Annotated in this window: 22 protein-coding genes; all 22 read right to left on the bottom strand. The window is 45.8% G+C overall.

All coding sequences use genetic code 11. The annotated features are described in order from the left end of the window. Positions 1-36: 36 nt before the first annotated feature. On the bottom strand, positions 37-357 hold the full coding sequence (fliE, locus tag L3V45_RS08005) for a flagellar hook-basal body complex protein FliE (RefSeq protein ID WP_007409777.1): 321 nt from the start codon (positions 355-357) through the stop codon (positions 37-39). A 10-nt stretch (positions 358-367) separates the two neighbouring features. Beyond that, entirely contained in the window at positions 368-820 is a 453-nt protein-coding gene (gene flgC, locus L3V45_RS08000) for a flagellar basal body rod protein FlgC (protein WP_003154259.1), read from the bottom strand. After that, the gene (gene flgB, locus L3V45_RS07995; RefSeq protein ID WP_003154260.1) at positions 820-1209 is read right to left on the bottom strand and encodes a flagellar basal body rod protein FlgB; all 390 of its coding nucleotides are present in this window, start codon (positions 1207-1209) and stop codon (positions 820-822) included. Before flgB ends, flgC begins: the two co-directional genes overlap by 1 nt. Before the next feature lie 353 nt (positions 1210-1562). Then, positions 1563-2342, bottom strand: a complete 780-nt coding sequence (gene codY, locus L3V45_RS07990) for a GTP-sensing pleiotropic transcriptional regulator CodY (protein WP_003154263.1) — start codon at positions 2340-2342, stop codon at positions 1563-1565. Positions 2343-2379: 37 nt separating this feature from the next. After that, positions 2380-3783: an ATP-dependent protease ATPase subunit HslU gene (gene hslU / locus L3V45_RS07985; protein ID WP_014305002.1), complete on the bottom strand. Its 1404-nt coding sequence runs from the start codon at positions 3781-3783 to the stop codon at positions 2380-2382. A 16-nt stretch (positions 3784-3799) separates the two neighbouring features. Then, positions 3800-4345: an ATP-dependent protease subunit HslV gene (hslV, locus tag L3V45_RS07980; protein WP_003154267.1), complete on the bottom strand. Its 546-nt coding sequence runs from the start codon at positions 4343-4345 to the stop codon at positions 3800-3802. 15 nt (positions 4346-4360) lie between these two features. Beyond that, positions 4361-5278, bottom strand: coding sequence for a tyrosine recombinase XerC (gene xerC, locus L3V45_RS07975; RefSeq protein WP_043867088.1), 918 nt, complete (start codon positions 5276-5278; stop codon positions 4361-4363). A gap of 69 nt (positions 5279-5347) precedes the next feature. Beyond that, positions 5348-6655, bottom strand: a complete 1308-nt coding sequence (gene trmFO / locus L3V45_RS07970; protein ID WP_003154273.1) for an FADH(2)-oxidizing methylenetetrahydrofolate--tRNA-(uracil(54)-C(5))-methyltransferase TrmFO — start codon at positions 6653-6655, stop codon at positions 5348-5350. A gap of 64 nt (positions 6656-6719) precedes the next feature. Then, the gene (gene topA, locus L3V45_RS07965) at positions 6720-8795 is read right to left on the bottom strand and encodes a type I DNA topoisomerase (RefSeq protein WP_003154274.1); all 2076 of its coding nucleotides are present in this window, start codon (positions 8793-8795) and stop codon (positions 6720-6722) included. Between the two features lie 181 nt (positions 8796-8976). Then, positions 8977-9876: a DNA-processing protein DprA gene (gene dprA / locus L3V45_RS07960; RefSeq protein WP_015388238.1), complete on the bottom strand. Its 900-nt coding sequence runs from the start codon at positions 9874-9876 to the stop codon at positions 8977-8979. A 64-nt stretch (positions 9877-9940) separates the two neighbouring features. Further along, positions 9941-10843, bottom strand: a complete 903-nt coding sequence (gene sucD, locus L3V45_RS07955) for a succinate--CoA ligase subunit alpha (protein WP_003154281.1) — start codon at positions 10841-10843, stop codon at positions 9941-9943. 28 nt (positions 10844-10871) lie between these two features. Further along, on the bottom strand, positions 10872-12029 hold the full coding sequence (gene sucC / locus L3V45_RS07950; protein WP_003154283.1) for an ADP-forming succinate--CoA ligase subunit beta: 1158 nt from the start codon (positions 12027-12029) through the stop codon (positions 10872-10874). 174 nt (positions 12030-12203) lie between these two features. Next, positions 12204-12485 carry a FlhB-like flagellar biosynthesis protein gene (locus L3V45_RS07945; RefSeq protein ID WP_003154284.1) on the bottom strand — a complete coding sequence of 94 codons (282 nt, stop codon included), beginning with the start codon at positions 12483-12485 and terminating at the stop codon, positions 12204-12206. Beyond that, positions 12482-14185, bottom strand: a complete 1704-nt coding sequence (locus tag L3V45_RS07940) for a glycosyl transferase (protein ID WP_236837338.1) — start codon at positions 14183-14185, stop codon at positions 12482-12484. Before L3V45_RS07940 ends, L3V45_RS07945 begins: the two co-directional genes overlap by 4 nt. Positions 14186-14201: 16 nt before the next feature. Then, positions 14202-14969 carry a ribonuclease HII gene (locus L3V45_RS07935; RefSeq protein ID WP_094246942.1) on the bottom strand — a complete coding sequence of 256 codons (768 nt, stop codon included), beginning with the start codon at positions 14967-14969 and terminating at the stop codon, positions 14202-14204. Positions 14970-15041: 72 nt separating this feature from the next. Next, the gene (gene ylqF / locus L3V45_RS07930) at positions 15042-15890 is read right to left on the bottom strand and encodes a ribosome biogenesis GTPase YlqF (RefSeq protein WP_003154287.1); all 849 of its coding nucleotides are present in this window, start codon (positions 15888-15890) and stop codon (positions 15042-15044) included. 142 nt (positions 15891-16032) lie between these two features. Next, positions 16033-16380: a 50S ribosomal protein L19 gene (rplS, locus tag L3V45_RS07925; RefSeq protein ID WP_003154288.1), complete on the bottom strand. Its 348-nt coding sequence runs from the start codon at positions 16378-16380 to the stop codon at positions 16033-16035. 140 nt (positions 16381-16520) lie between these two features. Continuing rightward, positions 16521-17252 (bottom strand): tRNA (guanosine(37)-N1)-methyltransferase TrmD, encoded by a 732-nt coding sequence (gene trmD, locus L3V45_RS07920; RefSeq protein WP_003154289.1) that lies wholly within the window; start codon positions 17250-17252, stop codon positions 16521-16523. Next, positions 17249-17773 (bottom strand): ribosome maturation factor RimM, encoded by a 525-nt coding sequence (rimM, locus tag L3V45_RS07915; protein ID WP_003154290.1) that lies wholly within the window; start codon positions 17771-17773, stop codon positions 17249-17251. Before rimM ends, trmD begins: the two co-directional genes overlap by 4 nt. Positions 17774-17777: 4 nt before the next feature. After that, on the bottom strand, positions 17778-18164 hold the full coding sequence (locus tag L3V45_RS07910) for a YlqD family protein (RefSeq protein WP_003154291.1): 387 nt from the start codon (positions 18162-18164) through the stop codon (positions 17778-17780). A gap of 90 nt (positions 18165-18254) precedes the next feature. Further along, complete coding sequence (locus L3V45_RS07905; protein ID WP_007611392.1) at positions 18255-18500, bottom strand: KH domain-containing protein; 246 nt, start codon at positions 18498-18500, stop codon at positions 18255-18257. Beyond that, positions 18500-18772, bottom strand: coding sequence for a 30S ribosomal protein S16 (rpsP, locus tag L3V45_RS07900; protein WP_003154296.1), 273 nt, complete (start codon positions 18770-18772; stop codon positions 18500-18502). The genes L3V45_RS07905 and rpsP overlap by 1 nt, the downstream gene beginning before the upstream one ends. Positions 18773-18826: the final 54 nt, after the last annotated feature.

Below are 18826 nucleotides of genomic sequence, written 5' to 3'. Positions count from 1 at the left end.
CCCCGGTCATTCCAGTCATTCTCTTCAATCTGACCACTACATCTGCATTCTCATGATTTCCTGATAGGCTTCCACGGCTTTATTGCGGAATTCGGTAGCGGCCGTCAGAGAGATATTTGCTTTTTGGGCAGCGATCATGACCTCGTCAAGGTTTACATCCTTTCCTGCAGCCAGTTCGTTCGTTATTTGGTCAGATTTTACTTGTGACTCATTTAACGAATCAATAGAGTTTTTTAAAAGCTCCGAAAAGCTTGTTTGGTTTGAAGAATCAGTTTTTTGAGTTTGGTTTAATTGATTCGTTACGTTTTGAGTGTTTTGGGTTTGTTGAAGCTGAAAAGGAGTAATAGCGTTAACCACTTACATCACCTTACTTTCCGATTTCTAAAGCCTTCAAAAGCATGCCTTTGGAGGCGTTTAATGCAGTTACGTTTGCTTCATATGATCTCGTGCTGCTGACAAGATCCACCATTTCTTTTAATGGGTCTACATTTGGTTTTTGTACATATCCGTCTTTATTCGCATCAGGATTCTCCGGATCATAAACGAGATTAAAAGCGGACGGGTCTTCCGTAACGCCAGATACCTTTACGCCATTTCCCGCGCTTCCTGTTCCGTTCATCTTGGAATGTAAAAGGGACGAAAATGATTCGCCTCCGGATTGGAGAGATACCAGCTTTCTTCTGTAAGGCACCCATTCGCCATTTACCTGCTTCGCTCTCGTTGTGTCCATATTGGCCAGGTTGGACGATACGACGTCCATCCGGACACGCTGTGCAGTTAAAGCGGAGCCCGAAATATTTAAGCTTTGAAAGCCACTCATTATTTTCCTCCTGTCAAGACGGTTTTCAGAGAATTGAATTTGCCGCTCATTCTTTCAACCAAAGCCTGATAATTAATTTGATTTTCGGCTAAATCTGTCATTTCTTTGTCGATATCGACATTGTTTCCGTTTTGCTGGTACGATGTATCACTGCTGGACACGATAGAATAATCGTCCCCTGAACCCGTAAAGTCAACGTGCCGATAGTCGGTTTTTACCGCTTCAAGATTGGATGTTTCCTGATCTAACAAATTTCGGAAAGAGACTTTTTTCGCCTTATAGTTCGGTGTATCTATATTGGCGATGTTATTAGTTAAGACTTTTTGCTTAATGTCCGCTCTCCCCAAGGCATTCTCAAGATTTTGAATAGTTCCAGAAAATAAGTCCAAATCCACTTACCTCCATTTCAGATATTTTTCTCCTAAAAATCCTTGTCGAGAATTGTAAAACCATATGCTTATTGTAAGAAATAACAGGCTTAAAGTCTATGAAGTTAGGCTAAAAAAAAGTGCTCAATTATATCTATTTTGCATGTAGGTATTAAGTCCTAGAGTATTTGGACTACAAGCATTTGTTTAATATAAGACTGAAAATAGCAGAATTTCTGTATCTTCCTCCTTTTTTCACACAGCAAGATGGATTATCTCAGATCAGCTTCCAATAAGCAACTTTAAACTGCAACTTTTCACCTATTGTCCATAAAAAAAGCAGGACCCCCATTTTCAGGGATCCTGCTTTTGTCTTAATGAGATTTAAGGTTTTCCAATTCAATAAGGAATTTGTTGTTCAGAACTTTAATGTACGTCCCCTTCATTCCCAATGATCTGGATTCAATGACGCCTGCGCTTTCCAGCTTTCTCAGCGCGTTAACGATTACTGAACGCGTAATGCCGACACGGTCCGCAATCTTACTTGCCACAAGCAAGCCTTCATTTCCGTCAAGCTCTTCAAAGATATGCTCAATCGCTTCAAGTTCACTGTAAGACAGAGAACTGATCGCCATTTGAACAACCGCTTTGCTTCGCGCCTCTTCTTCGATTTCTTCCGCTTTTTCTCTTAAAATCTCCATTCCTACAACGGTTGCTCCGTATTCAGCAAGAATGAGATCATCATCTTCAAATTGATCCTGCAGACGGGACAGAATCAGCGTGCCCAGTCTCTCTCCTCCGCCGATGATCGGCACGATCGTTGTTAAGCCCGCTTGGAACAGGTCTCTGTTTTCCACAGGAAACGCCGTGTATTCGCTGTTGATATCAAGGTTTGAAGACGTCTCCGGAACATTGAACAGATTTCTCGTGTACTCTTCCGGGAACTGGCGGTCTTCAAGCATTTTTTTCATGCGGTCATTTTCAATCTGCTGATTAATAGAGTAGCCCAAAAGCTTTCCTCTGCGGCTGACGACGAAAATATTAGAATCAATGACGTCACGAAGCGTTTCAGCCATTTCTTTAAAGTTTACGGGTTTGCCTGCCGCAGCCTGCAGCATGCTGTTAATAATTCGTGTTTTTTGTAGTAAAGCCATGATAAATAATCCTCCTAGAATTCCTCTTATTAAATTTTCACAATATAAATTGACTTAGATCTTTGTTGTTTGCAATCGTTCCGAGCTTTTCTTCAACATATTGCGGCGTGATGGCAACTTTTTCCATCGTCACGTCCGGCGCTTCAAACGACAGGTCTTCCAAGAGACGTTCCAATATCGTGTGAAGCCTTCTCGCTCCGATGTTGTCCGTATCCTGATTCACATGATAAGCCACTTCGGCGATCTTACGAATAGCTTCGTCAGAAAATTCAAGAGATATACCTTCTGTCTGCAATAAAGCCTGATATTGTTTTAACAGCGCGTTATCGGGTTCGACGAGAATCTTCACAAAATCATCCACCGTCAGCTTGCTCAATTCTACACGAATCGGAAAGCGGCCCTGCAGCTCCGGAATCAGATCAGACGGTTTGGCCATATGGAATGCCCCGGCTGCGATAAACAGCACGTGATCTGTTTTGACGGAGCCGTATTTCGTGACGACGGTAGATCCTTCGACAATCGGAAGGATATCTCTTTGAACGCCTTCTCTCGATACATCTGCTGAGGAAGAAGCCCCTCCGTTTTTTGCGATTTTATCTATTTCGTCAATAAAGATAATGCCGCCCTCTTCAGCTCTTAACACGGCCTCTTGGCCGACTTCATCCATATCGATTAATTTGCCTGCCTCTTCATTGGTCAGAACCTTCCTTGCTTCTCTGACCGTCATTTTGCGGCGTTTTTTCTTTTTTGGCATCAGATTGCTCAGCGCATCCTGCATATTCATGCCCATCTGCTCCATCCCGGAGCCTTGCAGCATGTCAAACATCGACGGCTGCTGCTCTTCCACCTCTACGGAGACGTAATGGTCTTCGAGCTCTCCCAATGCGAGCTGATGCGCCATGCGTTTTCTTTTTTCTTCAAGGCTTGCTTCTTCCTGCTGATCGGCTTCATCATCATTTGCCGTCTGACTTCCTCCGAAAAGCATTTCAAACGGATTTTTCACACCCGCTTGTTTTTTCTTTCCCGGAACGAGAAGCCGCACGATACGTTTGTTTGCATTTTCTTCAGCCTGTTCTTTCACTTCGCTGATTTTTTCTTCTTTAATGAGCCGCACGGATGTCTCAACGAGGTCTCTGACCATTGATTCGACATCTCTGCCTACATAGCCGACTTCTGTAAATTTTGTCGCTTCAATTTTTATAAATGGCGCACCGGTAAGCTTGGCGATCCGTCTGGCGATCTCTGTTTTCCCCACCCCGGTCGGGCCCATCATCAGGATGTTTTTGGGAACGATCTCGTCTCTCAGTTTTTCATCAAGAAGACTTCTGCGATAGCGGTTTCTTAATGCCACGGCGACAGCTTTTTTCGCATCCTGCTGTCCTACAATGTATTGATCCAACCGATCTACGATTTGTCTCGGTGTTAACGGTTTGTTTTCCATGCGCCTCAAGTCCTTTCTATTCAAGTTCTTCCAAAATGATCTGATCGTTTGTGTACACACAAATCTCGCCTGCGATTTTCAAAGCGGCTTTTGCAATATCTTTGGCGGACAGATTCTCTCCGGCATAGGTTTTCAGCGCTCTTCCTGCTGACAGGGCGTAGTTTCCGCCGGAGCCGATTGCCAAAATGCCGTCATCCGGCTCAATCACTTCACCTGTTCCCGATACGAGAAGCAAGGTATCCTGGTTCATGACAATCAGCATGGCTTCCAGCTTGCGCAGCACTTTATCGCTGCGCCATTCTTTCGCAAGCTCAACCGACGCACGTTTTAAATTGCCGTTGTATTCTTCAAGCTTCGCCTCAAACATTTCAAAAAGTGTGAAAGCGTCTGCAACAGATCCCGCAAATCCGGCCAGAACCTTTCCGTTAAACAGCTTTCTCACTTTTCTCGCGGTATGTTTCATGACTACAGCCTGACCGAATGTGACCTGGCCGTCTCCTGACATAGCGCTTTTCCCGTTATGCTGGACGGCAAAAATCGTTGTCGCATGAAAAGATGACATGAGAAGGGCCTCCTTTTAATTTTCTTTAAAAGCTCTCGGGTGGTGGGACATATATGTGTTTCTCAGCATTTCCTTCGATACATGCGTGTATATCTGCGTAGAAGACAGATTGGAATGGCCCAAAAGCTCCTGGACGCTTCTTAAATCAGCCCCTTCATTCAGCAGATGAGTCGCAAACGTGTGCCGAAGCATATGCGGGTGTATATGTAAAGTGCCGGATGCTTTTTTTACAAGCCCGCTTAAAATATACCGGATTCCTCTGGCGGTCAGCGGGCCGCCTCTTTGATTGACAAACAGCACATCATGAGGCTCTTTTGCTTTTTCAAGCAGGCACTGCCTTCCGCTGTTGATATACAGCTCCAGCGCATCACGGGCATATGAGCCGAACGGGATATAGCGCTGCTTCTTGCCTTTCCCGTGAACGAGCACCGTATCCATGAACAGGTCAAGATCGCCGACAGTGAGCGTACAGCACTCACTGACCCTCATTCCGGTCGCATAAAGAAGCTCAAGCAGGGCCTGATCGCGCATCCCTGACGGCTGACTTCTGTCTGAGACAGCGAATAGTTCCTCAAGTTCTTTTTCATAAAGAAACTTCGGAATCCGTTTCTCTTGTTTCGGCAGATGAACAAGCTGAAACGGATTCTCTTCAACAAGCTTTTCCCTCATTAAAAATTTATAGAAGCTTCTCAAAGCTGAAATTTTCTTGCTGATTGTTCTTCTTGACAGGCCTTTTTCATAAGCCTCTGTCAAAAATATTCTCACATCATGATATGCAGCTTCTTTCATTCCATTTATATTTTGAGCATGCAGAAACATCCCAAATTCTTCAATCGAATTAACATAATTCACAATAGTATATTGTGAATAATTTTTTTCAATTTGTAAATATTCAACGAATAACTTTAAAAAAAAGTTAACATTCTCAGTCATTATGAAGACCTCCCTCTCCGAAGGGCTTTTAAATGGTATCATATAATGCATCGAAGTTGCAATGAAAAGCTATATCGTTTTCGAAATAGTTTGAATAGTCTCAATTGCGCGTTTAGCGTATTCTTCATTTCGTTCTTTTTTGTTTTTAATTTTTACAGGCAATTCTTTTAAGAGGCCGAAGTTTGCATTCATCGGCTGGAAGTTCTTCTGATTTGTCGTCGTAATGTAGTGAGCCATGCTTCCGATCGCCGTCTCCTGCGGGAATGTCACAAGATCCTGACCGAGCACAAGTTTGGCGGCATTGATTCCCGCTACAAGACCTGAAGCGGCAGATTCAACATAACCCTCTACACCGGTCATTTGGCCCGCGAAAAACAGATCGTTCCGCTGTTTAAATTGATATGTCGGGTTCAAAAGGCTCGGCGAGTTGATAAATGTGTTTCTGTGCATGACGCCGTATCTGACGATATCAACATTTTCAAGGCCGGGGATCAGTTTCAGCACTTCTTTTTGGTCTCCCCATTTTAAATGTGTCTGAAAACCTACAATATTATAAAGCGTTCCCGCCGCGTCATCCTGTCTGAGCTGAACGACTGCATAAGGGCGCTTGCCTGTTTTCGGATCTTCCAGTCCGACCGGTTTCATCGGTCCGAACAGCATCGTTTTCTTGCCTCTTTTCGCCATGACTTCAATCGGCATGCAGCCTTCAAAGAAGATTTCTTTCTCGAATTCTTTTAAAGGAACCGTCTCAGCCGTCGTCAATGCTTCATAGAAACGGTCAAACTCTTCCTCTGTCATCGGGCAGTTTAAGTATGCCGCTTCTCCCTTGTCATAACGGGATTTTAAGTACACTTTATCCATATCAAGGCTGTCTTTTTCGACAATCGGCGCCGCCGCGTCATAAAAATACAGATACTCTTCTCCCGTGAGCTCTTTCAGCTGCTGTGAAAGCGATTCTGATGTAAGCGGTCCGGTCGCGATAACCGTCGGGCCTTCCGGAATCTCTGTTACTTCCTCAGTAAGAACCGTTACGTTCGGATGGTTTTTCACGAGATCCGTCACGCTTTGCGCAAATTCATGGCGGTCAACGGCAAGCGCTCCCCCTGCCGGAACCGAGCATTTATCAGCAGATTGAATGATTGCTGAGTCAAGCGCCCGCATTTCTTCTTTTAATACGCCTACCGCATTGGCGAGTGTATTTGAACGGAGGGAGTTGCTGCATACCAGTTCAGCGAATTTATCGGTATGATGGGCTGCCGTCTGCCTGACGGGCCGCATTTCGTATAGTTTTACTTGAATTCCTCGTTTTGCAAGCTGCCATGCCGCTTCACTTCCGGCAAGGCCTGCTCCGATTACATTAACTGTTTGCTGGTTCATTTCTTTTCATCTCCTGTTGTTTGTCCCTTCCACACAAAGAAGGTGAGCAAGGCTCTGCTCACCGCTACTTCTGTGGTTCTTCCTTATAATCGCATTCGACGCATTGGACTTGTATGCCTTTTTTAAGCTTTTTCTCTACGAGCATATTTTCACATTTCGGGCATTTTCGTTCAATCGGTTTGTCCCAAGATACGAAGTCGCATTCAGGATAACGGTCACAGCCGTAAAAGACGCGTTTCTTTTTTGATTTTCGTTCGACAATATTTCCTTCATGGCACTTAGGACATTTTACGCCGATTTGTTTAACAATCGGTTTTGTATTCCGGCAGTCAGGGAAGTTGGAACACGCCATAAATTTACCGTATCGGCCCATTTTATAAACCATCCGGGAGCCGCATAATTCACAATCTTCATCTGCGTATTCAGGTTCAATTTCCACTTCTTTCATTTCAGCTTCCGCTTTTTTCACGCGTTTTTCGAAATCGGTATAGAAGCTGTCAATGATTTGAACCCATTCTGTCTCGCCATCTTCAACATGGTCAAGGTCCCTTTCCATTTTAGCCGTGAATTCAACGTTGATGATTTCCGGGAAAAACTCCATGATAAGATCCAGCACGATCTGCCCAAGCTCAGTCGGCACAAACCGTTTATTGTCTAATCCCACGTAACCGCGGCGCTGGATGGTGTCAAGAGTCGGCGCATATGTCGAAGGACGGCCGATCCCCAGTTCTTCAAGCGTTTTAACCAGGCGCGCCTCTGTGTAACGCGGAGGCGGCTGAGTAAAGTGCTGCTCAGGCTCAATATCTTTTGATAAAACCGTGTCTCCCTCTTTAAGGTCCGGAAGCATGCGGTCTTTTTCTTCCAGCTGATCGTCTTTACCCTCTACATAGACTTTCATGAAGCCGGCGAATTTGACTTTACTTCCGTTTGCCCGGAATGTCAATCCGTTATTGCTGAGATCGACGCTCATCGTATCAAGTACGGCAGGCGCCATCTGGCTTGCAACAAAACGCTCCCAAATCAGCTTGTATAGTCTGAGCTGGTCTCTTCCAAGCACCGCTTTTAAGTCGGCAGGTTTTCTGAGCACCGAAGTCGGGCGGATCGCTTCGTGGGCATCTTGAGCGTTTTCATTTTTCTTTGCCGGTTTCCGTTTTCCCGCTAAGTACTCTTTTCCGTATGCCTGATCAATAAAAGCTGACGCCTCTTCAACGGCTGTATTGGAAATCCGCGTTGAGTCCGTTCTCATATACGTGATGAGTCCGACTGTCCCTTCTTTGCCGAGATCAATTCCTTCATATAATTGCTGAGCGATCATCATCGTTTTCTTCGCTCTGAAATTCAGCTTCCTGGCAGCCTCCTGCTGCAGAGTGGACGTTGTAAACGGCAGAGCGGGATTTCGTTTGCGCTCTTTTTTCGTCACCTTGTCAACTGTATACTTATTGCCTTTCAGCTGAGCAAGGACGGCTTTTACGTCTTCTTCGCTTTTTAAAGGAAGCTTTTTGCCGTTTTTCCCGAAAAATCCGGCTTCAAACGTCTCTTTTCCCTTTAAAAATGAGCCGGTAATCGTCCAGTACTCTTCAGGTTTAAAGTCATTGATTTCCTTTTCCCGGTCGATGATCAGCCGGAGCGCAACGGATTGCACACGGCCCGCACTGAGGCCTTTTTTTACTTTTTTCCAAAGAATCGGGCTGATTTTGTATCCGACGAGTCTGTCTAGTATGCGGCGCGCCTGCTGCGCATCGACAAGATCCATGTTAATCATGCGCGGATGTTTAAATGATTCTTTAATGGCGTCTTTCGTTATTTCATTAAAGACGACCCGGCAGTCAGAGCTGAGATCCAGATCAAGGCTGTGTGCGAGATGCCATGCAATCGCTTCCCCTTCTCTGTCGGGGTCGGCCGCGAGATAGACTTTTTTTGCTTTCTTTGCCGCTGTTTTTAATTCTTTTAAAACAGGGCCTTTTCCGCGGATCGTAATATATTTCGGTTCAAAGTTCTGTTCGATGTCAACTCCCATTTGACTTTTCGGAAGATCCCGGACATGTCCCATTGAAGCTTTGACTTTATATTTCTTCCCTAAATAACGTTCAATCGTTTTCGCCTTTGCCGGCGATTCCACGATGACTAGATAATCAGACATTTTCATCCCCCTCAAGAGGTGTTCTCTCTCTTTTCAAGTATCAATTCATTTTAGAGCTGCCTTTTTATGGCTTTCAACATTTCATTCTTTATGATGAACGTCATTTTATACATGAAAATAATATGCAACTTTAAATCCTCACTATTATTAAATATTACAATACCGTTTGTCAAACGATATTTCAAAAGGGTTCCGTATACTGAACGCATCGGGCGGTCAGCTCTCCGTCAATATCCTCTGCGCATAATACAGCTTTCGCCCCTTCTTGAATGAGTTTTATAGGTCCTCCGGAATATGGATTAAATATGGAACCCGGAACGGCAAATACCTCTCTGCCTTGATCGAGGGCCTGGTAAGCTGTGATTAATGAACCGCTTTTTTCTTTTCCCTGCACGACCACAATTCCTTCACTTAGTCCGCTGATTATGCGGTTTCTCATCGGAAAGTGCCATTTTTTCGGCTTTGTTTCAGGAGGATGTTCTGAGAGTAGGAGATGGTGTTCAGCCATGTATTCTGCTAACAGGAGATTTTCCCGGGGATAGATGTGATGGAATCCGCCGGCTATCACGCCGATCGTAAGCCCTTTTGCCCTGATGCTCGCCTTATGAGACAAACCGTCTATACCGGATGCAAGCCCGCTTACAATGACCCAGCCTTTTTTTGAGAGTTCGGCGGAAAGATGCCCAGCCGCTTTTATTCCGTCTTCCGTCGGTTTCCGCGTTCCTACAATCCCGATTTTTCTGCCTTTTTCAAGAAGCGGTGTGTTCCCTTTTGCATACAAGACAGCCGGCGGATCATAAATCGCTTTAAGCCATGTTGGGTAGCGGCTTGATGAAATCGGAATGACAGTAATGCCTTCGCGGCGGTAATCGGACAGAACTTCATCAAGTTCCGGATCCTTGCGCTCTATTTCCCGAAAAATTGCTTCCGGGGCTGTTTTCCCTTCTGATAAAACAGTTAATGGATGCGGATCCGGTAAAAAAGACAGAGAGTGATCAGCTTTCCACCATTTTAATAGAAGAGACGGGGAAATGATTTGATTAATACTGCAGACCATTAAACAGCGCGATGCTTGATCCAAATCGGGCAACCTCCTCTTTTTTCAGCAAAAACAGGAACAGCCGTTACGGCTGCCCCTGCTTCGATCAGTGCGTTTTGCACGTTTCAAATAAGCCTTTTTCTTTTAACACCTTAATCAGCGTTTCACCCATTACAGAAGGGGTTTCCGCGACTTCAATGCCGCAGGCGTTCATCGTTTTGACTTTTTCTTCTGCCGTGCCTTTTCCTCCGGAGATGATGGCGCCCGCATGGCCCATGCGTTTTCCCGGAGGCGCGGTTTTACCGCCGATAAAGCCGACAACAGGCTTCGTCATGTTCGCTTTCACCCACTCAGCCGCTTCTTCTTCAGCTGTGCCGCCGATTTCTCCGATCATGATGACGGCATGTGTTTCAGGATCTTCATTGAACGCTTTTAACACGTCAATAAAGTTCGTGCCGTTGACCGGATCGCCGCCGATCCCTACAGCGGTAGACTGGCCTACGCCGGCTTCTGAAAGCTGATGGACGGCCTCGTATGTCAATGTTCCTGAACGGGATACAACGCCTACATGACCCTTTTTATGAATGTATCCCGGCATAATGCCGATCTTGCATTCTTCAGGTGTAATAACACCCGGGCAGTTCGGCCCTATTAATCTCGTTTTCTTGCCTTCCATAAAGCGCTTCACTTTCACCATGTCCAAAACCGGAATGTGCTCAGTGATACAAATGACAAGATCAATTTCCGCGTCAACCGCTTCCATAATTGCGTCCGCCGCAAACGGAGCCGGCACGTAAATGACTGACGCATCAGCGCCCGTTGTATGAACCGCTTCTGCGACCGTATTGAATACCGGTACGCCTTCCGCTTCCGTTCCGCCTTTTCCAGGTGTTACACCGCCAACGATATTCGTGCCGTATTCCAACATCTGCTTTGTATGAAATAAAGCGGTAGAACCTGTAATCCCCTGTACAATAACTCTTGTATCTTTATTGATAAAAACACTCATTATCTGGTCCCCTGCCTTTCATTCTTTCCTAAACTAAGGATACGATTTTCTGTGCGCCGTCTGCCATTGATTCCGCAGATGTGATGTTTAAGCCTGATTCATTCAGGATTTTCTTTCCTAAATCTACGTTTGTCCCTTCAAGGCGCACGACCAGCGGCAATGTCAATCCGACTTGTCTCGTCGCTTCAACAACGCCCTCGGCGATGACATCACACTTCATGATGCCTCCGAAAATATTAACGAAAATTCCTTTTACGTTTTGATCGGAAAGAATGATTTTAAAAGCTTCCGTCACTTTTTCTGCGGTTGCGCCGCCCCCGACATCAAGGAAGTTTGCAGGTTCTCCGCCGTAGTGTTTAATGATATCCATTGTAGACATTGCAAGACCCGCGCCGTTTACCATACAGCCGATATTTCCATCAAGGGAAATGTAGCTTAAATCGTATTTTGACGCTTCGATTTCTTTCGGATCTTCTTCATCTAAATCTCTGTATTCCATAATGTCTTTTTGTCTGTATAACGCATTGCTGTCGAAGTTCAGCTTAGCATCCAGCGCCATGACGTTTCCGTCCCCCGTAACGACGAGAGGGTTGATCTCAGCGATGGAGCAGTCCTTCTCAACAAATGCTTTATATAAACCGAGCATAAATTTAGCGGCTTTGCCGACAAGCTCTTTCGGGATGTTAATTGCGAATGCAATTTCCCTTGCCTGATAGCCCTGAAGGCCGACAGCCGGATCAATTACCGCTTTTTTAATTTTTTCAGGTGTTTTTTCCGCTACTTCTTCAATCTCCGTTCCGCCTTCTTCAGACGCCATTAAAACGATTCTTGAAGTAGCGCGGTCAAGTACAAGCCCGACATAGTATTCCTTTTTAATATCGCAGCCTTCTTCAATAAGTAAGCGTTTTATTACTTGTCCGTCCGGACCGGTTTGATGTGTGACGAGCGTCTTGCCTAACAGTTCTTCGGCATACTCTTTCACTTCATCTTTTGTTTTTGCAATCTTTACCCCACCAGCTTTGCCGCGGCCGCCAGCATGGATTTGCGCCTTTACGACATAAACCGAGCTTGACAGGCTCTCTGCTTTTTCAACTGCTTCCTCTGCTGTAAAAGCCACTTTACCTTCAGGAACAGACACCCCGTATTTTCTGAGGACTTCTTTTCCCTGGTACTCATGGATATTCATTTCCCATCCTCCTAACTTATGTAGCAAAACTAAAAATAGACTGCGCTTTCATTCTATATAATACTGGAAGAATTGTCTAGGGTTCAAAACAAAATCTTTATATCCTTCCAAACATTCTAACTTTTATTTTATTGAAAATATAAATTTAAACGGAGTCCGGGAAATGAATGGTCCTTATTTTTCGTTTTTCAGGGTTTCGTCCAGTCTGTAAACAAATGAAAAAATTTCGGCAACGGTTTCATAAAGCGCCTCCGGTATGTGATCGTCAACCGTCAAATGGCGCATTAATTCGACAAGGGTTCTGTCTTCCTGAATGGGGACCCCAGCCTTCTCAGCTTCTTTTATAATATTTTCCGCCACATGCCCCCTGCCTGTTGCGACAACTTTCGGGGCTTGATCTTTCTGCCGGTCGTAATGCAGGGCGACAGCTCTTCTTAACGGCGTTTGCTCTTTCATATTTTCACATCCACTTTTCTTCCGCCGTCTTTTTCTATAAACTCTTCCACAAGAGCGCTCTGGTCTTTCGGGCGCCGTTTTTTAGACGTGACGCCTGACAGGCTGAAGCCCGTTTCTTTTACGGCTTCTTTTAAAGCCGGTACGAGAGGGTCGATGGCCGCCTGAAGCTCAAAATCAGTCTCAACCGTAATGGTCATTACATTTTGCTGAATCATGCAGTCCACAACGGTTTCTTGCAGTGTTTCAAGATGCAGCAAAAACAGGAGCCTGCAATGTGACGGATCGAGTTTTCCGTCCGGCTTCTTCCGTCCTTTAAAGAGAACTGTGATGTCATTCTCATACGCGGACGCTCCCAGCGGAAATGACAGCACCATCTGCGTAAAAGAAGGGTTATGCTGCTCAATAAGCAGCTGGCCGTTTAATTTATGAATAAGCGGTTCCGCCTCTTGTTTAACGGATTGGGGCGCTTCTTGAAGCGTCCGGACGGCTTGGAGGGCCGTTTTCAGCGCTTGTTTCTCCGGCTGCGGAGATACGCCTTTTTCAAGCGCTGTAATGAATGATAATTCATCACGCGTGCCCAATCCTTTTTTGATTTTCTGCAAAAGGCTTAATACATCATGTTTTTCCGCATATTTCAATTCGGTGAGCTGAACGGCTTTTTCGAAAACAGCCGCCTCCTGTTCTGTCAGATGTGCTTTTTGAAGAACAGGTGCTGTTTTAAATGTTTTTTCTTGAGAAATGAAAGCCTTAATGATCTCCGCCGTTACTTTTACGGGGCGGTTTTCAGTTTTTTCTGCCGATGTCATTAATTTCTCTATAATCTGTTTTGCCGTTTTTTCAGGAAGTTTTTGATCTGTCCGCGCACTCGGAGGAGAAGGTTGGCTTGAGACTGCCTTTCCGTTTTCACGAGTCTCTCGGACAAATGGTGATTGTTTTGATTCCGTCCGTTCTTCTTCATCCATCAGCCCGGTTTCTGGGATCGGCATGCGTGCAGCCTCGGCAAGCTTCTTCAAGAGACGTTCTGCATGAAGATCCGTTTCCGCGTTTAATACGTCAGAAACCGCCTCTTTGAGCACAGACAGCTCTTTTGCCGATTGCGGAGCCTGATTGATTGCCTGAAGCAGTCCTGAGAGGAGGCGACGGGTCGGAACCGGATATTTAACGGCATGAATGGATGACAAGACTTCCGGATGTGCGGGCAGTTCCCGTTTCAGCGCAAATACGATTGTTTCCGCCGCTTTTTTCAATTCGGCGGCCGGAAGCGATTCAGCCCAGCGGATGCAGGCTTTGAGGCTGTTTTCCGTCATCGGCAGCTTCTGCTGCATAAACGTTTCGGCAATCTGCAGAGACACAGGGCCCGGTTTGACGGAAAGAGCGTTTAACAGTCTACCCGCCGCTTCCTGAACGGTTTTCGGGCTTCCTTCGAATTGATCGATGACATGAAGCCGGCCCGTTTTTTCCGCCGGCTGTTTGTCATAAGAAAACCAGTAATACGCCTGCGGCCGGAGGGCGGTTTCAAGCTTTCCCTGCATCGTCCGGCCGCCGATCTGGATAAGAGCGCTTTGATCGTCCAGCAAACGGAGAACCTTCCCTAACAGCAGCCTTTGAGTACCGCTGTCTTTACCGCCGTCCTGCCGGTCCGGAGGGATTTCCGCCGTCAGCTGTCTGAAAGCCGCTTGGATTTCGCCGCTAATGTTCATGTCTTAAGCCTCTTTTCTAACAATAAGATTGAACGGGAGCGAACGTTTTTCGGTGAATAGTTGTCGGTCCGTATGCCTGAAGAGCTTCAAGATGTTCTTTCGTTCCGTAGCCTTTATTTTTTTCAAAGCCGTACATGGGGTAAGTTTTGGCGTACTCAGCCATGAGACGGTCCCGCGTTACTTTTGCTATGCAGGCTCCGGCGGCAATTGACACGCTTTTGGCATCCCCTTTTATAACTGATGACTGCGGAATGTCAAGCGGAAGGGTCATGGCATCAACAAGCAGATAATCAGGTGTTTCCGTTAAAGCATTGACGGCTTTTACCATCGCCAGTCTCGCGGCCTCATAAATGTTGATCCGGTCAATAACGTCCGCATGGACAATGCCGACTCCTACAGCCGCCGCTTCTTCCGTGATCCGGCTGTAATACTCCTCGAGCTTCTTTTCCGACAATTTCTTCGAGTCCGTGAGACCGAGAATCTCGCATTCTGCCGGCAAAATGACGGCGCCGGCGACAACCGGTCCGGCAAGCGGCCCTCTTCCGGCTTCGTCAACACCCGCAATCAGGCGGAAGCCCTTTTTGGATGACAGTCTTTCGTATGCCGTCATGTTCAGCCATTGCTCTTTAAGAGCTTTTTCCTTCGCATGCTTTTTCAGCCATTGCTCTAAAAGCGTCTGTACGCTTTTTCTCGGGTCTTTCTCACATTGGGCAAGGAAGGGGTCGCTTTCGTCCCTGATCTCTTGCAGGCGTTCTTTTACGCTTTTTACGGTTAATGTATTCACGTTCTCTTCTCCCTTACATTATGTATATCGGTATTCTGCGGAAAAAATAAAGACCCGCATCGCTGCGCGTCTTTATTCTGATGGTGCTTCAAATGAAAGCCTGCCGAATTTTTCCGTCCGGATGTCCCGAATGATGACTTCCGTTGTTTTATCATAGTCAACCATTCCGCCGCCCATCAAACAGCCGCGTTTTTCACCGATCGCGTCGAAAAGAGCGGCGATATCCTCAGGGATTTCCTGAAGTCCGTAGCGCTCCTTCAAGCGGTCGGGATAGTGCTCTTCCAGAAAGCGCAGCCCGAAAACAGCCACATCCTGCAGGTTGATAATCGTATCTTTAATCGCCCCGGTGATCGCCAGGCGCAAGCCGACAAGCTCATCTTCAAATTTAGGCCATAAAATTCCCGGTGTATCGAGCAGCTCTAATTCCTTGCCTACCTTTACCCACTGCTGTGAAGTGGTAATGCCGGGCCTGTCTCCCGTCTTGGCAATGTTTTTTTTGGCCAGCCGGTTAATGAGCGTAGACTTGCCGACATTCGGAATGCCGATGATTAATGCGCGGATTGCTCTCGGCCTAACACCTTTTGCTTTCATTTTATCGAACTTATCCTTCAGCAGCTCTTTCGAGGACGGCACGATTTGATGCAGTCCCTGCCCGTTAACGGAGTTTATTGAAAGAGAGGGAATGCCCTGTTCCTGAAAGTGGTCCTTCCACTGGGCAGTCACAGCCGCATCCGCCTTATCGGCTTTATTTAAAAGCATAATGCGCGGCTTATTTTTTAAAATCTCCTCAATCATCGGATTTCTCGATGACATCGGGATTCTCGCATCCACCAATTCGTATACGATATCAATTAATTTCAGTTTTTCTGTTACTTCCCGTCTCGCTTTAGCCATATGGCCCGGGAACCATTGAATGGTCATGTGACTTCGACACCTGCCTTATTTACCGGAACCGGATGTTCCGATGATCTCTTATGTATTTTACGTTGCTTGTTCCGCTTTTACAAATTTCATATAAAAAAAGAGCCTGTTACGGGTAACAAGCTCTTTTCGTTCGTTATCATTATCGTCTGATTTCTTTAATACGAGCCGCTTTTCCGCGAAGTTCACGCAGGTAGTAAAGCTTAGCGCGACGTACTTTACCGTAACGTACAACTTCGATTTTCGCGATTTTTGGTGTGTGTACAGGGAATGTACGTTCAACGCCAACACCGTAAGAAATCTTACGAACTGTGAACGTTTCGCTGATTCCACCACCACGACGCTTGATCACAACACCTTCGAAGATCTGGATACGCTCACGGTTACCCTCAACAACTTTTACGTGTACACGTAAAGTGTCACCAGGACGGAACGCAGGAAGATCAGTGCGAAGCTGTTCTTTTGTGATATCTTGAATTAGTTTTTGCATCGTTTTCAACTCCTTCCAACAGATGCTCTTGGCCACAACTGCAAGGCACAGCGGAACATCGTTTTCAAGCTTCTGAAGGATAAGCCTCCTTAAGCCACAAGTAGTATCTTATCATATCTTCATCACCTGCGCAATAGAATCTATTCGTTTTCCCACTCGGAAATCCATTTTCTTTGCTCATCAGTGAGAGGATAGTTTTCAAGAAGATCCGGACGTCTTAAAAAGGTTCTTCTGATTGATTCTTTATTGCGCCATTCTTGTATTTTGGCATGGTTGCCGGACAAAAGGGTCTCAGGCACTTTTAAGCCTTTATAATCGGCTGGCCTCGTATAGTGAGGATGCTCTAAAAGCCCCGTGCTGAAGGAATCCTCCACGTGGGATGCTTCTTTTCCGAGGACGCCCGGCAAAAGCCTGACAACGCTGTCGGCAATCATCATGGCAGGGAGCTCTCCCCCGGTCAGCACAAAATCCCCGATGGAGATTTCATCAGTGACAAGATGTTCCCGGATCCGTTCATCATACCCTTCATAATGCCCGCAAATAAACATGAGATGTTCCTCTTCCGCCAGCTCCTCGGCTTTCTTCTGCGTATAACGCTCACCTTGCGGGCAGACGAGAATAATGCGCGGCTTGGCGTCCGTACCGGCTGTCAGCTTTTCAACCGCATCAAATACGGGCTGCGGCTTTAACACCATCCCGGCTCCCCCGCCGTACGGGTAATCATCAACCGTTTGGTGTTTATTATCCGAAAAAGCCCGGAAATTGATGACGTCAAAACGGACAGCCTCTTTTTCCTGTGCTTTTTGCAGAATGGATGAACCGAGCACCCCTTGAAACATTTCGGGAAACAGTGTTAAAAAGTCGATTTTCATTCGTCTATTAACCCTTCCATTACATGAATCTTAATTTTCTTCTCATTTATATTAATATCCTTCACCACAGAAGCTATATACGGAATGAGCGCATCTTTTTTGCCTTTTCTTGCAACCACCCATACGTCATTAGCCCCGGGCGTCAAGATTTCCTTCACTGTGCCGATCAGTTCCCCGTCTTCTGACACAACCTCGCAGCCGATGATTTCATGAAAATAAAATTCATCTTCTTCAAGCTCTCCCAAGTCTTCTTCAGGAACTTTGATCACCATGTTTCTTAGGTGTTCGACTTCATTGAGACTCGGCATTTCTTTGAATTGCAGCAGGTGAAACTGCTTGTGAAGCCTGTGGGCGCTGACCGTTACTTTGATTGGCTCCGCAGCCCCTTCCGCAAACAAATAGAGCGTATTGCCGGGCTTGTACCGTTCTTCGGCAAAGTCCGTTTTAGAAATGACCCGCACTTCGCCTTTAATGCCGTGGGTATTTACAATTTTGCCTACATTAAACCATCTGTTTGTCATATTATCACCTCGGGCGGATTTCAATTACTACCCCGTCTTTTATGACGATGGTATTTGCCGCTGTTTTTTCATGCCAGTTATCACCGACGTTGATTGAAAGCAGCGCATCGATCTCCTTTTCCTTCACTTCGCTTCCAAGCGGGAGCGACTCTGTCTGGCTTATTTGGAAATCGATCATTTTGATTTTATCTTGTCTTTTTTCAATGGCTTTTTTAAAAGATTCCGCTACATCGGGATTCTGCTGATCTTTTTCATGTTTTCTAAGCTGAAAATAGAGCTGGCTGCATTCTCGTTCAAGCGTTTGCTTTTTTTCTGCAAAAGAGGCCAAAAGCTTTTCCTTGCTTTGCTCGGTCAGAACCTGCATAACGGTTACCCTGTGAATAATCTGCATAGGACCAGACTCCCCACTCTTCCAACATATTTCTGTTCATTTGCCTTTTTTACGTGTAAAAAAAGGGGAGGTGCCGGCCCTCTCCCTTTTTCAGTCAAATATTTCAAATTGAACTTTCTTAGAAGACTGTGCGCCAGCTGCAAAAACGACGGTTCGAATCGCTCTTGCAGTCCGGCCTTGCTTTCCGATAATCTTACCGGTATCCGACTTATTGACAGATAAGCGCAGCGCAATCTTTTGATCAGTCTCTTCCTTTGTGACCGTTATGTCTTCCGGATGGTCGACAAGCGGAGCCACAATGCTGACAATCAAATCTTCCAAGTTCTGATCAGTCATTACTTGCCTTGTTTAGCGTTGTGGAATTTTTCCATAATTCCTTGGCTTGAGAACAAGTTGCGGACTGTATCAGAAGGTTTAGCTCCTGTTTGAAGCCATTTAAGAGCAAGCTCTTCATTGATTTTCACTTCAGCCGGCTTTGCAACCGGGTTGTATGTGCCGACTGTTTCGATGAAACGGCCGTCACGCGGTGAACGAGAATCTGCTACAACAATACGATAGAAAGGAGATTTTTTTGCTCCCATACGTTTTAAACGAATTTTTACTGCCATTTTACTAGCACCTCCGAAAATATTTCAACAAGATAGTATATTAACAATGATAAA

It is taken from the genome of Bacillus sp. R45 (genome assembly GCF_021729365.1).
GTDB lineage: Bacteria > Bacillota > Bacilli > Bacillales > Bacillaceae > Bacillus > Bacillus velezensis.
The sequence above is the reverse complement of the archived record's forward strand: the minus strand, read 5'-3'. Positions and strand labels throughout refer to the sequence as shown.

Bases quoted from the DNA above. Each gene is read 5' to 3' on its own strand.
- flgC (WP_003154259.1), bottom strand. From the start codon at position 820: ATGAGTGGCTTTCAAAGCTTAAATATTTCGGGCTCCGCTTTAACTGCA.
- codY (WP_003154263.1), bottom strand. From the start codon at position 2,342: ATGGCTTTACTACAAAAAACACGAATTATTAACAGCATGCTGCAGGCT.
- hslU (WP_014305002.1), bottom strand. From the start codon at position 3,783: ATGGAAAACAAACCGTTAACACCGAGACAAATCGTAGATCGGTTGGAT.
- hslV (WP_003154267.1), bottom strand. From the start codon at position 4,345: ATGTCATCTTTTCATGCGACAACGATTTTTGCCGTCCAGCATAACGGG.
- xerC (WP_043867088.1), bottom strand. From the start codon at position 5,278: ATGACTGAGAATGTTAACTTTTTTTTAAAGTTATTCGTTGAATATTTA.
- trmFO (WP_003154273.1), bottom strand. From the start codon at position 6,655: ATGAACCAGCAAACAGTTAATGTAATCGGAGCAGGCCTTGCCGGAAGT.
- topA (WP_003154274.1), bottom strand. From the start codon at position 8,795: ATGTCTGATTATCTAGTCATCGTGGAATCGCCGGCAAAGGCGAAAACG.
- sucD (WP_003154281.1), bottom strand. From the start codon at position 10,843: ATGAGTGTTTTTATCAATAAAGATACAAGAGTTATTGTACAGGGGATT.
- sucC (WP_003154283.1), bottom strand. From the start codon at position 12,029: ATGAATATCCATGAGTACCAGGGAAAAGAAGTCCTCAGAAAATACGGG.
- L3V45_RS07945 (WP_003154284.1), bottom strand. From the start codon at position 12,485: ATGAAAGAGCAAACGCCGTTAAGAAGAGCTGTCGCCCTGCATTACGAC.
- L3V45_RS07940 (WP_236837338.1), bottom strand. From the start codon at position 14,185: ATGAACATTAGCGGCGAAATCCAAGCGGCTTTCAGACAGCTGACGGCG.
- ylqF (WP_003154287.1), bottom strand. From the start codon at position 15,890: ATGACCATTCAATGGTTCCCGGGCCATATGGCTAAAGCGAGACGGGAA.
- rplS (WP_003154288.1), bottom strand. From the start codon at position 16,380: ATGCAAAAACTAATTCAAGATATCACAAAAGAACAGCTTCGCACTGAT.
- trmD (WP_003154289.1), bottom strand. From the start codon at position 17,252: ATGAAAATCGACTTTTTAACACTGTTTCCCGAAATGTTTCAAGGGGTG.
- rimM (WP_003154290.1), bottom strand. From the start codon at position 17,773: ATGACAAACAGATGGTTTAATGTAGGCAAAATTGTAAATACCCACGGC.
- L3V45_RS07910 (WP_003154291.1), bottom strand. From the start codon at position 18,164: ATGCAGATTATTCACAGGGTAACCGTTATGCAGGTTCTGACCGAGCAA.
- L3V45_RS07905 (WP_007611392.1), bottom strand. From the start codon at position 18,500: ATGACTGATCAGAACTTGGAAGATTTGATTGTCAGCATTGTGGCTCCG.
- rpsP (WP_003154296.1), bottom strand. From the start codon at position 18,772: ATGGCAGTAAAAATTCGTTTAAAACGTATGGGAGCAAAAAAATCTCCT.